This window comes from Chryseobacterium sp. YR221 (assembly GCF_900176315.1).
GTDB classification, from domain to species: Bacteria; Bacteroidota; Bacteroidia; order Flavobacteriales; family Weeksellaceae; genus Chryseobacterium; species Chryseobacterium rhizosphaerae.
The window spans coordinates 252,069-268,084 of the sequence record NZ_FWXM01000004.1; the positions used below are offsets into that span (position 1 = coordinate 252,069).

General features: G+C 38.9%; 12 protein-coding genes. 2 read left to right on the forward strand and 10 right to left on the reverse strand.

From position 1 onward, the window contains the following. The first annotated feature begins 20 nt into the window (after positions 1 to 20). Positions 21 to 518, forward strand: a complete 498-nt coding sequence (locus B8967_RS13570) for a cupin domain-containing protein (protein WP_047484764.1) — start codon at positions 21 to 23, stop codon at positions 516 to 518. Between the two features lie 94 nt (positions 519 to 612). Here B8967_RS13570 and B8967_RS13575 read toward each other — a convergent pair whose 3' ends face one another. The 10 genes from B8967_RS13575 to B8967_RS13620 form a co-directional block, all read right to left on the reverse strand. Further along, a complete protein-coding gene (locus tag B8967_RS13575; RefSeq protein ID WP_228406182.1) occupies positions 613 to 1,974 on the reverse strand; it encodes a sugar porter family MFS transporter in 1,362 nt (453 codons plus the stop codon). A gap of 5 nt (positions 1,975 to 1,979) precedes the next feature. Continuing rightward, positions 1,980 to 3,734, reverse strand: a complete 1,755-nt coding sequence (locus B8967_RS13580; RefSeq protein WP_084086464.1) for a class I mannose-6-phosphate isomerase — start codon at positions 3,732 to 3,734, stop codon at positions 1,980 to 1,982. Between the two features lie 13 nt (positions 3,735 to 3,747). After that, complete coding sequence (locus B8967_RS13585) at positions 3,748 to 4,686, reverse strand: ROK family protein (RefSeq protein WP_084086465.1); 939 nt, start codon at positions 4,684 to 4,686, stop codon at positions 3,748 to 3,750. Positions 4,687 to 4,749: 63 nt separating this feature from the next. Beyond that, positions 4,750 to 8,079, reverse strand: a complete 3,330-nt coding sequence (locus tag B8967_RS13590; RefSeq protein WP_228406184.1) for a glycoside hydrolase family 38 N-terminal domain-containing protein — start codon at positions 8,077 to 8,079, stop codon at positions 4,750 to 4,752. Between the two features lie 64 nt (positions 8,080 to 8,143). Further along, positions 8,144 to 8,905, reverse strand: coding sequence for a GntR family transcriptional regulator (locus B8967_RS13595; RefSeq protein ID WP_084086467.1), 762 nt, complete (start codon positions 8,903 to 8,905; stop codon positions 8,144 to 8,146). 240 nt (positions 8,906 to 9,145) lie between these two features. Further along, entirely contained in the window at positions 9,146 to 11,833 is a 2,688-nt protein-coding gene (locus B8967_RS13600; RefSeq protein WP_084086468.1) for a TonB-dependent receptor domain-containing protein, read from the reverse strand. A 68-nt stretch (positions 11,834 to 11,901) separates the two neighbouring features. Further along, positions 11,902 to 12,258, reverse strand: a complete 357-nt coding sequence (locus B8967_RS13605) for a hypothetical protein (protein WP_047484779.1) — start codon at positions 12,256 to 12,258, stop codon at positions 11,902 to 11,904. Positions 12,259 to 12,277: 19 nt separating this feature from the next. After that, complete coding sequence (locus B8967_RS13610; RefSeq protein WP_084086469.1) at positions 12,278 to 12,907, reverse strand: hypothetical protein; 630 nt, start codon at positions 12,905 to 12,907, stop codon at positions 12,278 to 12,280. Between the two features lie 72 nt (positions 12,908 to 12,979). Continuing rightward, entirely contained in the window at positions 12,980 to 13,666 is a 687-nt protein-coding gene (locus B8967_RS13615; RefSeq protein ID WP_002982671.1) for a response regulator transcription factor, read from the reverse strand. An 89-nt stretch (positions 13,667 to 13,755) separates the two neighbouring features. After that, entirely contained in the window at positions 13,756 to 15,291 is a 1,536-nt protein-coding gene (locus B8967_RS13620) for a sensor histidine kinase (protein WP_047484781.1), read from the reverse strand. 200 nt (positions 15,292 to 15,491) lie between these two features. Between B8967_RS13620 and B8967_RS13625 the strand changes: the two genes are divergently transcribed. After that, positions 15,492 to 15,977 (forward strand): SRPBCC family protein, encoded by a 486-nt coding sequence (locus B8967_RS13625; RefSeq protein ID WP_084086470.1) that lies wholly within the window; start codon positions 15,492 to 15,494, stop codon positions 15,975 to 15,977. The last annotated feature ends 39 nt before the right edge of the window (positions 15,978 to 16,016 follow it).

A 16,016-nucleotide genomic window follows, 5' to 3' on the forward strand; every position in this document is an offset into this window, starting at 1 on the left:
TAAACTACAAATACAACTGTATGAGTACAGAAAAGAAAGAAATATTCGCTAGAGTAGAAAAAATGCTGGCAACGCAAGGATTTAATCTTGCTGCAAAAGATGATACAAGACCATGGGGTGGTTTTTTTGTGATTGATGAAACTCAGGCACAGGATTTTGCCAACCAATATTTTGATGGAATTGATGTAGACAGTTTAAGAATAGGAGGAAAATTGAGTCCTAAAATTCTTATAGTAGCTCCTGAAGCAAGACTAAGCTGGCAGTATCACCACAGAAGAGCTGAGATCTGGCAGGTAGTAGAAGGAACCGTGGGTATTAAGAGAAGCAATACCGATGAAGAAGGAGAATTGAAAACCTACCATCCGGCAGATCAGGTAAAACTTCAGCAGGGAGAGAGACACCGTTTGATCGGTTTAGACGGCTGGGGAGTTGTTGCTGAAATCTGGCAGCACACCGATGCCTCTCATCCTTCTGATGAAGATGATATTGTAAGAGTACAGGATGACTTCGGAAGATAGTTCAGGATAAGTACAAATAAATATCCCATTTTAGTTGATCATTTGATGACTAAAATGGGATTTGTTATTTCATTCCGCAGGAAATGCTAGACATTCAATTCTTATTTTCCTGCCAGGTATTTTCTATTTCTTCCAGTGTCTTTCCCTTAGTCTCCGGAATCCTTTTCCAGATAAAAAGAAAAGCAATGACCGCAACGAGCATATAAAGCCAGAAGGTATATGCATTTCCTATACTTCCTATCAGTACAGGAAAAGTCTGAGAGACCAAAAATACAGCTGCCCACAGAAAGAAAGTAGCAACAGACATCGCTGTAGCCCGGGCTTTGGTAGGGAAAATTTCAGCAATCACAACAAATGTAAGGGGCCCCAGGGACATGGCAAAAGAGGCAATATACCCTAATATGGCAATGAGAACTAGATAACCCTGCTGCTGTGAGTAAAATGCCAGACCTACGATAAACAGACAGATACTCATACCACTGATACCAAGCAGTAATAATTTTTTCCGCCCCCATTGGTCTACATATCTTATGGCCACGAAAGTGAAAATGACATTAATAATACCCACCAAAATGGTCTGTATAAAGGCGGAATCAGATCCTACGCCCGTTGCTTTAAAGATTTCCGGAGCATAATACATAATCGCATTGATCCCCGTGATCTGTGAAAATACAGCGAGCAGAATACCAATTCCCAACGCCCGTTTTACCTTTGGCTCTCTGACGTCGGAAAAGGAAAAAGGGGTTTCGTCTTTGAGTGATTCGTTAATAGATTCAAGCTCCTGCTGAGCAATAGCTTTTCCATTGATCTGACTAAGGATTTCCAAAGCTTCTGTATTTCGTCTCTGTCCGGCCAGCCAACGCGGACTTTCCGGTACAGTGAGCAATAGCAATACAAAAATTACTGATGGGATAATTCCTGAGCCAAACATCCAGCGCCAGCCGGTAGAAATATTCCAGCTTTCATTATGTATCCCTGCAATATAGGCATTCACAAAATAGATGATGAGAATTCCGGAGACAATTCCCAATTGGAAAATAGAGATCAGACGTCCCCGGATGCCAGCAGGCGCCATTTCTGAAATATACATCGGAGAGAGCATAGAGGCAATGCCTATTCCCATACCACCAATAATCCGGAATAATACAAAGACCCAAAGATTGGGAGCTATAGCTGTACCTACTGAAGAAATGGTAAACAAGAAACCGGAAAGCATTAGGACTTTCTTACGCCCAACATAATCACTAAGCTTCCCGGAATACATTGCTCCGACAATACAGCCAAGCAAAGCACAGGAAGCCACCCAGCCGGTCATCACATCAGAAAGCTGGTAATAGATTTTCATAAATCCGATAGCTCCGGAAATCACCGCCGTATCATACCCGAATAATAAACCGCCCACGGAGGCTACCAGGGTAGCTTTATAAATAATATTTGAATTTGGAGTTGGTGGCATATCGTTTAGTTTAAAACTTTTTCTGCAATCATATCCCTTCGGATACTTGCCTTTATAGTCACACATTCTTTACCTGCACTTTCACCATAAGGCATAATGGTATAAGCTCCTATATCAGCCGGTACAATAAAGGTTTCGGCATAATGAATGACATAAGGCTCAAAACGGTGATCCGGACTCTCTACAATAACTTCATGGCCTTCTACCAGATTCAGTACATTCACTACACCTTCCGTATGATGAATCACTTTTTTTGTAAACCAATGTCTTCGGGTTTCTATAAACGACAAGGCATCTAGTCCGGTGCGTTCTTCTCTCCATCCATCTCCTTCAGCCACGGACTCGGTAAGATTAAGAATGTTTTCTTTGACCCATGAAGTCGTACGATCCCATTGGATTACATTGTTACCGTGCTTCAGAGATATAGGCCTGGGTTTTCCATCCAGTCCCATTCTTCCCCAATCCCACAGCTTGAAGGTAAAAATATAGGGAGTAGCACTAATCTCCAGTACTACAGAATCTGCTCCTGAACAATGTACGGTGCCTGCCGGGATTGACACATGATCATGTTTGCGGACCGGCCATTTTTGTACATATTCTTCGGTATCAAAAGGGATGTTGCCATGCTGTGCCGCTGTTAAATCTTCCATCATCCTTTCCGGATTTATATTTTCTTTCAGGCCAAGATAGACAAAAGCATCATCTTTGGCATCCAGCATATAATAACTTTCATCCTGAGTATAAGACATCCCGAATTTTTCTTTAATATATTCTTTCAGTGGATGTACCTGTAAGCTCAGATTACCTCCTTCCATGGTGTCCAGAAAATCAAAACGGATAGGAAATTCATCTCCAAATCCTTCATATACCTGTTTTCCCAATAAGGCTTCCGGCTGAAAAAATACCAGGTTAATGGCAGGTATTTCTACGACCTGATCTCCAAAGCCTAATAATAAACTGTTTTCTTCTGGAACACAGTCGAAACCCCAGGCATAGTTGGGACGGCTTCTGTCTAAATCACACACCTCTTTTAACCATTGGCCTCCCCATGGTCCCGGATCAAAAAAAGGAACGACTCTAAAGGGACGCTTTACGGTTTTCTGCAGCGCTTCCAATAAAGCTTGTACCCCGATCATTTTGGGGTGGTGAGGTAAAGTGGTATCAAGCACAAACTGACAGGACTTCAGGATGCGTTTTTTATAGCGGTCGCACACACGCCAATCTACAAAATAAGCATGCTTGTATTGATAGGCAACAGAATCAGTATAATTGGTTCTGCCTAGATTACAGGCTGTATTGTTGCGGTAGCGCATCTGTATTTCCCATCGGGGCATATCTGCATAAACGGAAAGGTCAGACTTAGGATAAACTAAACTAGCTCCCGGTCCTATAATGACTGTCCAGCCATTACTATGATCTATACTTTTCTGAAGTATAGCCACCTTTGACGGATCAAAATAATCTTCCAGTTCCAAGGGCGCTATATACCCGAATACAGGATCATCTGTCACATACTTTTCCACCATTTCGGTAATTTCATCCTCAGATTTCATAGCCTCTGTAGTATTGAAGATACGTTCAGGGTTTAACCATTCCTGTACTGAAGTGATGATTTCTTCCAGCAATACTCCCGGATAACATTCAATAGCTATTATTTTTGAAGTATCTTTTTGAAGCGCTTTCGCTATATTTTCCCAGCCGGATGTACAGGTGTGCCCCTGTATTTCAATGATGGGATATTTATTAAAATTTGATTTCATTCTTATATTTTTATTAATTACCTACAAGATGTGCTATTCCCAATAAAGCGGCTGTATCAGGAAATTCACCTTCCTCAATGCTTACTTTCCCCCAGGGTGTCCAGGCATGAGTTTCTATATGTTTTCTGATGTAAGGAACAATCTGAGAACTACTGGCCATAATTCCTCCGGTAAGAACTAAAATTTCCGGGTCATAAGCATGAATGAGATTAATGGCACATGCCGACCATACCTGTATACTTTGTTCACGAATATGTAACGCCGCTGCATCACCTTCCTGTGCCAGGTTGAAAATTAATTCATAATCGATGACAGGGGCCTGAGCTAGGGGACTTTCTGCAAAATTTTTATCTGAACGGGCTATATTGATAAGCTTCCAGGTTGAAGCTTCGGTTTCTACACAACCTTTATTACCGCAGTTGCAATGGATTCCTTTGTAATTGATCACAGAATGTCCACCCAGTATTCCTGCCGTAAAATGCTTACCTCTCAATAACTGCCTGTCCATGATAGCTGCACTTCCTATTCCCGTTCCCAATGTCATGATGACAGCACTGTCAAATTTTTTTGCTTTTCCATATTTCCATTCTCCCCATAGAGCAGAACGGGCATCATTTTCTATGGTAAAGGGTAGGTTGAAAGTCTGTAAACACCATTCTTCTAAATGAATACCGGGAGCATCCCCAAATTTCTTATCAATTGAAAGAATCTTTTTCTGAATACTGTCTATAATACCGGGAGAAGCCATCCCAAGTCCTGTAATCTCTGCTAGGGAAATTCCTTCCCGGTCAAGCAAATCTTCTACAGCTTTTTGGATAAATGGGAGTCTCTTTCTGAGCCCGCTACCGGAATCAGCATCAATAGAATCAGAGGAAAGAACAGTATTACCCTGTACAATACCTATTTTAATCTTTGTGCCTCCCATATCGATGGCAATTACTGGCTTTGACATTGTTTTACTTTTAGTATTATTAAATGGGTATAAAGATCATATTCAAACTTATAAGGGTTAGTTTTAAGGTATTACCTTTATTTCTACTACGTCCATACCTGATAAACTAAGTTTTTCGTTTGGAGATATTGTTTTGCCTGTTGTAAGGTCAATAAGTTTCGATGGCTGAAGTTGTTTCCATAAAAATGCAGTGGTCTGCTCCTTCTCATCAGGATTATACAGCCTGATCAGGAAACTCTGATCTTCCTGTGGAGTAATGCTTGTTACTACCACTTTATCATTATTCATAAGAAAAAGGCTTCCTGTAAGGGGTGATTTTTCTTTCATGGGAATAGCGATGAGAGGTTGAGTAAAAGCAGCTGCATATTTTTCATTTTCTACAGCATTAAAAGCAGAATGCGGACGGAGAGCGTAGCGGTAATGTACCGGACCTTCCTGATCTGCCTTATAATTGGTGTGCCAGTAGTTATTCATGGCGTAGCTGAACCAGTTGGTTGTATAAGGAGTTCCCTGATCCTTCCATTTTTTGTGGCTGTTGTCAATAACCATTCTTTCGTCAATCATTTCTGCCGCTTCAATCAATGGTGTTTCCAGCATCATCCACTGCATACCCTTTTGTCCGAAAGAAGCATCAACCCAACGTCGGCTGTACCAGTAATCCATATTGGATCCCGGAAGCTGGTCCGTAAGATATTTCATGGTACCGTATCCTGCATCTACAGTAATGTTTTTAAAATCAGTATTGAAAGGGAATCCAAAATGTACAGACTCTTTTGAACGGACAGACTTTTTATCGAGAATGTTTTCCAGGGAAATTTCATCACTGTCTGCCCATAGAGTGATTATTCTTTCCAGTTTTTTTGCTCCCGGAGCTTCTGATACCAATGAAACTCTAGCCATTGCCGGTCCCTTTTCCAATACTTTTACCTGTATGTCAGAATTGGATACAGCTTCTTTCGGATCGGATCCCGGAACATACCAGTAGCTGTTCAATCCTTGATTGTTAAAACTTCCTGCATAATTAGTTGTACTGTTATCTGTAAAATGGGTGATACTTCCCGTTTTAGAATCCCATGTTACGGTAACCTTTCCATTCGATATACTGTTAGTGGTTATAGTGAAAGGGTCAGCAGCAGGGACTTTAGTTTTAATAATGGTATAGACTGCAGAACCAAGTGGTGGAATATTTTCCACGATAAATGCCATAGTTCCATCCTGCAGCTTTTGTAAAGGGATCTTGTTCCCGGAAGCATCCTGAACGGCGTTTCCAAGGTTGGTTTCCGGAACGGAGACTGTGCCGCTACGTACCCACGAAGAGGTATTAAAAACAACAATCGTCTTAGACGCCGGATCAGTAATGGGTTGTAGCAGCTCCTTTTCCAGCTTGTCTGCAAGAGAACTTCCATCAAGGGAGAATTGTTTCTTTACCTGCCATTGGTCTTTTACAAAAGGAAGATCCGGTGCGGTAATACTGTTGAATGCTCCCCAGGTGTGTTCATGAAACAAAATAACATTTCTCCATGCCTCATAAAAATGCTGACCGTTATATTGACGAGGATTCAACATAGCGTAGAGGGTGGTGAGCTGTTGCAGCTTTAAGCTACTGTTTCTGTTAATCCCTTCTTCTTTGGCGGTAGACATTGCTCCGTCCTCCCAATGAGGGCTGATATCTCCTTTTACTACAGGAATCTGGTCTCCGTATTTTTTCTCAAAAATTTCAAACATTTTTTCATTGGTGCTGAGCACTATTTTTGGAGATTCATATTTTTTATTCCATTCGTCCACAAATTTTGAGATAGAAGGATCTATAGGTCCATTATCAGCAACAATATTATATCGCCATTGTACCATATCATAAGGATAATTGGCATGGGTAAGATCTTCCAGATATTCTGCAATTTTTTTCTGACCATTTTCAAATACAGCTCCGGGATGAACTCCATGCCACGAAGAATATCCTCTTCCTGCGGTCCAGAATAATATTTTTTGTTTTCCGGATGGAGATTGCCACCATACAGGTTGATCACCCCATTTTTTGACAAAGTTTCCTACACGGTCTCCAAGATAAGGATTTGTTTTTCCCAGATAATTAGGCCCACTTGAGAAATATTTTACACCGGATGAAGCCAGGGCCGGAACTAAAGACCATGCAAATCCGGGAACATCAGACATCATGGCACTGTTGATCGTAAAGCCAAATTCCTTTTCCAGTTTCTGCGCGTATTCAGTGTAATGAAATAATTCCTCCGGCTGGCTAAGTCCTGTCAGAATATTACCATACACGGCAGAAAGACCAATGCCTCCCTCTTTGACAGCTTTTGCAAAAGCCTTTTTATCTTCGGGAGTTGCTTTTCGCATAAAGTTTTCCACATCCCAAAGGGCTTCTACATTCCATTTAAAACGGGCTTCCTCAGGTAGATTTTTGGTTTCCTCAATCATTTTGAGCGCATCATAGATATTCTGGGTATGAATCTTTTCTACTTCTGCCTGGAGATGTGAATATCCGACATCGGTATGAGAATGATGAACGAAGTATAAGGTACGGGGAACTACAGCTCCTGCCTGAATGGTTTTACGGAGAAGCTCTTTTTTTCCTGAGGTAACCACCAGTTCTATATTACCTCCTTTTGAGGAAAGAGAAACAGGAATGTCAAAGGTTTTAATACCATCCGGCATCGTAAAAGAGAAAGTGTCTTTGTTATCTATTTTAGCGGTTATTTTTTGTTCCGGACCAAAGTGAAGGGTCGTAAGGGTGAGAAGACGTTTGCCGTCTTTTAAAAGAAATGGGGTAGACTGGGCATCTATTTTTTCCTGAAATGTAAATTTATAAGTCATCAGCCAATCCCGGCTATTCTGTGCCTGTCCCACTATTTTTAAACGGAGAGGTTTTCCTGGGGTAACCTTACTCACAGGAACCCGCAGATAAGCGATACCATAGGAATCTTTCAGTCCGTCCATTTTGGTTTGATGAAATACAAAGGCTGTACTGTCTGCCGCTTTAGCAATCCAGTCCGGACGCTGATTGGCGGGGTAGGTCGTAAGGGTTAGTGCTTTTTGATCATTGATGTATAAATCAAAATTACGGGGGCCTCCACTGGTTCCAGACGAATGGGAAACCAACCAGTTAAAATATACATATGAGCCGGTATTTTTTTGTGGTACAGGAGCTGTTTCCCATTCGATGGTCTTAGCTCCATCTGTGGTACGTGTAAGTAAAGCACGGGTAGCATGATCCGGAAAAGCCGAGAAATAGTCGATATTCTCACCACTTATTTCACGGGAATATCCGTTGGTTGCCTGTATATTCCCAAAATAAGGAACATTCTTCTGAGCATAGATACCATTGCCTGTCATCAAAAAGGAGATCAGCAAAATAAAATACTTGTTATACATGGGCTTCATTTTTAATAATTATATGTTAGAATGTTTGAACATATTAAAAGATAAAAAAACACGATCAATTATCCGGAGACTTGTTAATATCTATGGTATAGGTGAATTTATCCGAACGGTAATAACCGACATTGTATTCTACGGGTTTTCCGTTGATATCATAGACAAAACGCTCGCGCTTCAGCACCGGAAAACTGGCTGATACTTTTAACTTCTTTCCTATGACACTCCCTGCCTGGCAGGCACTGATGTTTTCCCGGGAACGGTGTACTGTTACCCCATATTTTTCCTGTAGCATCCCATATAAGGGAATGTTGAAATCATCATTTTTATCAACACCGATTCTTGGATGAAAATAGCTCTCAAAATAAACAATCGGATCTCCTGAATGTTCACCCTTTAATTTAGAAAGTTTAAATATTTTTTTATCCGAAGGACAGTTAAAAAAATTGCAGATTTCTTCAGTAGGCTGTTCTGCACCCGTCTTTAAGGATTGATTGACTACAAGAATTCCTTTTTCCTGCATTTCTCTGGTAAAGCTGTACCAGTGATCCAATCCGGTGACAAGACTCTTCTTTTCGGCAACACGGGTTCCAATGCCTTTTTTACGGATGATCAGTCCTTCATGCTCCAGTTTGTTCGTAGCCTGACGAATGGTATTTCGGGAAACACCCCAAAGGTTAGCCAGGTCAACTTCTTTAGGTAATAGAGCTCCTTTTTTATAGTCTTCCATTTTAATAAGTTTACGAAAAAGTTCCTCTACCTGTACATGGAGTGGGAGTTTGCTGTTGTGATCAATCGTAAAATCTTTAGAAGGTATGTTCATACATATAATAAAGTGTAAATATAATAATTTTTTGATTTCAAGATCATTTTTTTATTAAATCTGTTGATTATAGATACTTGAAGTGAAGAAATAACAATAAATATCCTGGTATTTATGGACCATACGAAAAAAAAAAATTCCACAGATCTCACGAATTTCACAGCGCATAAGCCTGTGTGATCTGAGAAATCTGTGGAAATGTTTTAGCGTTGAAAGGTTTTTTTCAACCCGTATCAATGACTAGAAAGTAACATCAAGCCCAACATAGAAATTAGCTTTCATAATAGGAGCGTACACCATTCCGCCATCAAAATAACTTCCAAAAGGATTTTTAAAATCAACAATTGCATTTTTCTGATAGTATGAAGTAAGGTTCTCTCCCCCTACATAAGCTCTGATCTTTTTATTGAAATTTCTTGAGATCTGTGCATTAAGTATGGCATACGATTCTGAATACACCGGTAACTGAAATTCTGCAGGGTTGCTTGATGTATCCGGAAGTCTTTGTTTTCCTACCCAGTTTAAAGTAGTGTCAAAGCTCCAGAATCCGCCTTTATCATTTTTATTGGTGGCATAGGCTAAATTCACAAATCCTCTGTGTTTGGCCATAAAAGGAATTTCTCTTCTTCCAGCGATATAATCTGCCTGTACATCATAATACTTGTACGCTAATCTTACATCAAAGTTTTTGAAAGGAGTAAAATCCCACTGCGTTTGAAAAGAGTTGGCAAAAGACTTGCCCTCAAGGTTGTAAAATGTAAGCTGCTGAGGTGATTTATCCAAATCTACCAATACCTGGTCCTGGAAATCCGTTCTGAAGAAATCTGCAATAATAGTTGATTTTCTTCCGAAAATTTTAAATTCCTGTTGTAGGCTTACTCCGTAATTCCATGCTATTTCAGGCTTTAAACCATAGATGTTCCCACCGTTTGACAGAATATTAATTGCTCTGTTGGACGCAAAATACTGTTGGTTTTCCGCAAAAACATTAGCCGTTCTGAATCCTCTTCCTGCAGAAAGTCTTAAGATCGTCTGGGGAGTGAAATCATATTTAAAATTAAGTCGGGGGGTAAACTGAGTTCCTGCTAAGTTGTGAAAATCAGCTCTTGCTCCTGCTACTAAAGTATATTTTAAACCTGTTAAAGTATATTCTGCAAAAATTCCCGGAACAATTTCGTTTCGCTTAAGGTTGTCTGTCAGGTAATTTTCTTCATAGCCATCATATAAAAAGCTTGCTCCGGCTTTATACTTGTGGTTGGTATTTCCAATAATGCTTTCAAAAATTAAGTTGGAATAATAAGTGTGTTGTTGTCCGTTATAATTTCTCAGCCCGAAAAAGCTATCCTGTTGGTGATACACATACTGGTTCATCCATCCGATACTCTGGTAAGGTTTTCCTTTAAAAACATATCCTGTTTTGTTCCAAACCTGAAACCTTGAAATATCAATACCTACTCCATAAGCATACTGTTTATCCTGAGCCAGTTTTTTATCAAAATCTACTTGTCCGGCAGTTCTCTCATCCCGGATGAAATTGATTCCAAAGTGAGATCCGAATCCGGATTTTTCCAGATCATTATAATTAAGAAGGTAAGCAGCATTGATTTGTGTTCCTTTCGGTCTGTCCAGGAAACCGTCACCATTCATATCCGTATTTCCAAAGGTTCCGTTTCCATGAAGTAAAAATGTCTGTGACCATTTCTCATTGATGGGAGAAACACTTGTAATATTGGCTTCAGCTCTTCCGTTGAAGTCAGAAAAAAGATTCAGAGAGGTTTCGGGGGTTTTTGCATTTTTCAGAAGCTCAGTATTGATCTGGCCGGTAATACTTTCGTACCCGTTAGTTACGGTACTTCCTCCCTTGGTTAGCTGAATACTTTCAATCCATCTTCCGGGAATAAAATTCAGCCCATAAGCTGAGGCTAATCCTCTGATTTCAGGAAGCTGCTCTTTCGTTAAGCTGGTATATTTCTGGTCCAGACCCAACATTTTTAACTGCTTGGTACCTGTAACGGCATTACTGAAAGATACATCTACTGTAGCATTGGTTTCAAAGCTTTCAGACAGATTACAGCAGGCAGCTTTTAAAAGTTCTTTTTTATCAATATTAAAAACAAGTCCGGCTTCTTTTTTACTTAAAGATGTCGCCGCTTTATACCCTGTTACCACTACACCGTCAATATTCTTTTCATGCTGGCTGTGATCTTCGGTATTGGCTTGCGGCTGATGCTCTTTGTGATCCTCATGCTTTGTTCCTTCTTCATAATGAACATTGGGATTGGCTTCTCCAAACGGAATATCTCTGTCATACAGGCAACATCCCGGAAGGTTCTTATAAACGGCGTCGGAGGTTTTATACTTTTCATTATCATGACCTGCATCAGCAATTGCTTTTAAAATCTTATCTGATGAGATTTTTGAAGAGTCGAAATCCAGGATTACAGTTTGTTTTTCTGCATTCCATTCCGCCGAACCGGCTCCCGCATCTTTAGCTGCTTTTTCAATTCTTGCTTTACATGAGGCACAGTTTCCTTTTACATAAAACTCGTTTTCTTTTTTATGGGCATGATGATCCTGAGATTCTGTAGCAGCCGGCTGAAGGGTTCTATCATAATGACAGCATCCCGGAAGACCTTCATAGGTATCATTGGAAGCTTTGTATTTTTCATTATCATGACCTGCATCAGCCACTTTCTTTAAAATTTCATCAGCGGAAACATGCTCTGTTTCTAATGTTAAAGTTTGCAGATCGATTGAGTATACTGCGGTTTTTGCCCCTGCCTTTTTAGCAGCTCCTTCAATTCTGGTTTTGCACATTTCACAGTTCCCTTTTACTTTGAACTGATTTTTTGAAAGACCCTGGGCAGCAATAAATTGTGTAAACAGGAATAAGGTACCAAGTAGTAACCTGGAAATATATAATTTCATTTTATTTAAAAGTTTAGATTAATTAAAAAACCGTCCATTACATCATGTAATGAACAGACTCTGTTTAATTAACCTATTTTAGGCGGCTGCCAGATCTCTTTTAAACGGTCTGAAAGATAAGGATCTGAGTATTGAAACTGAGGGTTCTTATTCGATTTGTAATAAGACAGTTCCAGACGTAAATTTTTTGAAAATGGAGTTTCTATAAAAGTAAAGCAGGCAACACATGATGAACAACAGTCATCATTACAAGATTTTGTAGTATCGTCTTTGCTGTCTTTTTTAGAAGAATGATGTTTACAGCAATCCTTTTTAGATTCTGCCTTACAGCAAGTATCTTGCATAGATTGGGCATAGAAGCTGTCTTTAGGAACCAAAAAAATTCCTAAACAAAATACTATTAAAAATAGGTGAAGCAGCTTCATTCCTGCAAAAATACAAAATTTATGGCAAAGGATCACCAACTTTCACAGCACAGTTATGCCAGGGTTCACCATGAGCAGGATTGGCTTTTGGTTTTTCTCCCATAGCCAGATTCTGCGATGCAGGAGCTGGAGCGGGGGTAGGAGTAGTCTGTACATTAGCCGTTGGCTGAGGAGCGGGTGCCGGCTTACTGTTTAAGGGCTGTCCCACAGGAATATCACATCGGTGTCCCGGTTCCCCATGAGGAGGATTCATTCCCGGAGCTGTTTTTACCTGTTTGCCATTATTATCAATAGTAATTTTTCCCGGAGAAACAGCATTAGGGTCAATTTGAATGGCATTATTTCCGTTGACGGTTATATTTTGAGAAACCGGAGTAGGGCTACTGTTTAAAGGTTGTCCCACAGGAATATCGCAACGGTGTCCCGGCTGCCCGTGTGCTGGGTTCATTCCCGGAGCTGCTGCAATAGGAGAAGGAGTAGGGTTAGATTGAATGCCTGCCTGATTCATCAGGGAAGCTTTTGGGGTATTCAATGCTACTTCAGGCTGAGAACCTGCTTCTTTTATATACGTTGCTCTTTCATCCTTTTTACAGGAAACAATAAGTAATGATACGGCGATCAAACCTACAAATGTATTCTTCATATCCATGGGTATGAAACAAAATTAGCAAAACATTTTGAATTGTTTTGCTAATTTTATATTTATAGTTTGATTTTAGAATTAATTTTTCACTAAAAGTCTAAAACCTTCTCCGTGAACATTGATAATTTCCAATCCTTCATCATCTTTTAACAACTTACGAAGTTTCGCAATATATACGTCCATACTTCTAGCTGTAAAGTAATTTTCTTTCTTCCAGATTTTTCTTAAAGCAAGATCTCTTGGCATGAAATCATTTCTATGAATACAAAGAAGTTTTAACAGCTCATTCTCTTTTGGAGAAAGCTTGTATTCTTTATCACCTACTTTTAGCTGTCTCAGCATAGAATCAAAGAAAATATTGCTGATTTTGAACTGCTCCTGTTCTTCATTTTCAAGAGTAGAGCTTCTCTGAAGAATAGCTTTGATCTTGTATAAAAGAAGTTCAGTATCAAAAGGTTTGGTGATATAATCATCAGCTCCTAATTGGTATCCTTTCAAAATATCCTCTCTCATATTTCTTGCTGTAAGGAAAATGATGGGAGTGTTTTTATCAATCTTTTTCACATCTTCAGCTAATGAAAACCCGTCTTTTTTAGGCATCATTACGTCAAATATGCAGATGTCGAATTCGTTTTCTGTAAACTCTTTAAGTCCTTGCTCTCCGTCAGTGGCAAGAGTAACTTCAAAATTATTGATTGTTAAATAATCTTTAAGCACCGCTCCAAAACTCTGATCGTCCTCTACTAATAATATTCTGTTGCTCATAATTTCAATAATTAAAAATTAATACTAAGAATGACCTTTCTCACTCTATCTTCTATATTTTGTTATTTGATTTTTTACTTTATTTAATGTTAGCTCATAGGCAGCTTTATGGTGAATGTGCTTCCGTTTCCTTTATTGGAGTCTACAATCACCTGTCCTTTGTGGAGCTCTACAATTTTCTTAACATACGAGAGACCTAATCCCTGTCCCTTTACGTTGTGTATATTTCCTGTTTCTTCCCTAAAGAATTTTTCGAAAATTTTTGTTTTGTTTTGGGTGTCCATCCCCATTCCTTTATCTGAAACTTCAATAACATACCAATTTCCTTCATTTTTCGTTTCTACATGAATTTCCGGAGCTTCAGGAGAGTATTTGTTGGCATTGTCTAATAGATTAACCAGCATATTCGAGATGTGGAATTCATCTATTTTAAAAGTATAATGAGTCGCCGTAAACTTCTGGGTAAGCGATCCGTTTCTCTGTCCTACAATGAGATTGAAAGATTCTGTAGTCCTTTTGATGAGTTCTCTTACGTTGGTTTCCTTCAGGAAGAGTTTTACTTCATTTCTTTCAAGCTTAGACATATTAAGGACATTTTCTACCTGTTTTTTCATCCTCAGGTTCTCCTGTTTGATGAGTTCCGAGTAATATTTTACCTTATCGGGATTCGTGGCAATTTTATCATTGGCCAAAGAGTCTGTCGCTACAGAAATTGTTGCTAAAGGTGTTTTAAACTCATGAGACATATTATTGATGAAATCTGTCTTTACTTCAGCCAGCTTTTTCTGCCTCATCATATAGTTGATGGAAATAATATAGATCCCAAGGATCGTCAGTAACGAAAGAAAAGTTCCCAGCAGCATAGGCCAGTTGTTCATCGCCAGGGAATATTCTTTTTTAGGAAAAACCAGGGCTAAGCTGTATAGCGTATTTTTTTTGTCTGTAAAAAGTGGATAGTTATACGTATTGCTGTCTTTTTTCTCTTTATATGTTTTATTGGCAATACTGGTGAGCTTATTGTTTTTGTCAATAACTCCGTACCCAAATTTTGCCGTAATACCTCTTATTTTCAATTCTTTTGAAATAACGGAATCCAGAATGACAGGATCCACTCTCTTCGCGATCGGTAAATTGCTTCCGTATACTTTTACAAACTCTTTAATGGCATAATCTCCATTTTCAATATCTGTATTAAGATCAGCAGTAAGGAGCTCCCGGTTGGTGGTATCTCTTTTGATCTTATAGGCTGCTTCGTCAGTATATAAGGTAGTCAGTTTTACAGTGTCTCCTTTTTTAGAAATCGGAAGCTGGGTATTTGAAATAATATTTTTAGAGTAGATGATCTGTCTCTGAGTACCAGAATCCTCTACCTGTTGAATAGTTGTCAAAGAAGGCTGGCTACTATTGGCAAGAATTGTTTTTCTGTTTTCTTTATTCAGATATTTATCAGCTTCAATTTCTTCAATATTTTTGGATACGTTTTCCAGAGCTGAATAAACTTTGTTTGAAAAGTCCTGTTCAAGAGTGCCGTAATAACGTTTCAGCCAATAAAATTGGAGCGTAACGAAGACAATCAGTGAGATCGTCATAAACACCGAAATTATTGGGATGAATTTATTATTCATTATTTTATTTTATATGTTTTGGAAAAATGAATGTTAAAATTAATTGTTTTAAGACAAGGTAAACAAAAAACGAGCCAAAAAATTGTATTTTTTTTCTTAAAAGGGTGTTTTTTAACAATTATTTATGAATTATATAATCCTTGTCATATGAAAAGTACGGTAAATAAATAAAGAAGTAACTTTATTAAAAATAATTACTTATGGAATCTAATATCATTTTCAACAAAGATTTTGATGCATATGCAGTGTATGTAATGAAAATTTATAATGCAGATGTTTCAACGGTATGGAACTATTTTACTCAATCCGAATTATTGGATCAGTGGTGGGCTCCCAAGCCCTGGAAATGTGAAACGAAAAAGCAGGATTTTAAAGAAGATGGAATTTGGCTCTATGCTATGGTAGGTCCTGAAGGGGAGAGGCATTATGCTCAGGTAAAATACGGAGACATTATGGAACATAGAAGTTTTGACGGAGTTGATGCATTCTGTGATGAAAATGGCAAGATTAATGAAAATTTCGGACAGTCAAAATGGCTTATTGGTTTTACGGGGGTAGAAGAGGGGACAAAAGTGACTGTTAATATTCATTTTATGTCAGCGGAAGCATTAGAGCAGCAATTGGAAATGGGTTTTGAAGAAGGATTTAAAATGGGGCTTAGTCAGCTTGAGGAGATTTTAAAATAAATAGTAAGACTAACTGAGCCGTTAAGAATATACTTAGAC

Bases quoted from the DNA above. Each gene is read 5' to 3' on its own strand.
- B8967_RS13570 (WP_047484764.1), top strand. From the start codon at position 21: ATGAGTACAGAAAAGAAAGAAATATTCGCTAGAGTAGAAAAAATGCTG.
- B8967_RS13575 (WP_228406182.1), bottom strand. From the start codon at position 1,974: ATGCCACCAACTCCAAATTCAAATATTATTTATAAAGCTACCCTGGTA.
- B8967_RS13580 (WP_084086464.1), bottom strand. From the start codon at position 3,734: ATGAAATCAAATTTTAATAAATATCCCATCATTGAAATACAGGGGCAC.
- B8967_RS13585 (WP_084086465.1), bottom strand. From the start codon at position 4,686: ATGTCAAAGCCAGTAATTGCCATCGATATGGGAGGCACAAAGATTAAA.
- B8967_RS13590 (WP_228406184.1), bottom strand. From the start codon at position 8,079: ATGTATAACAAGTATTTTATTTTGCTGATCTCCTTTTTGATGACAGGC.
- B8967_RS13595 (WP_084086467.1), bottom strand. From the start codon at position 8,905: ATGAACATACCTTCTAAAGATTTTACGATTGATCACAACAGCAAACTC.
- B8967_RS13600 (WP_084086468.1), bottom strand. From the start codon at position 11,833: ATGAAATTATATATTTCCAGGTTACTACTTGGTACCTTATTCCTGTTT.
- B8967_RS13605 (WP_047484779.1), bottom strand. From the start codon at position 12,258: ATGAAGCTGCTTCACCTATTTTTAATAGTATTTTGTTTAGGAATTTTT.
- B8967_RS13610 (WP_084086469.1), bottom strand. From the start codon at position 12,907: ATGGATATGAAGAATACATTTGTAGGTTTGATCGCCGTATCATTACTT.
- B8967_RS13615 (WP_002982671.1), bottom strand. From the start codon at position 13,666: ATGAGCAACAGAATATTATTAGTAGAGGACGATCAGAGTTTTGGAGCG.
- B8967_RS13620 (WP_047484781.1), bottom strand. From the start codon at position 15,291: ATGAATAATAAATTCATCCCAATAATTTCGGTGTTTATGACGATCTCA.
- B8967_RS13625 (WP_084086470.1), top strand. From the start codon at position 15,492: ATGGAATCTAATATCATTTTCAACAAAGATTTTGATGCATATGCAGTG.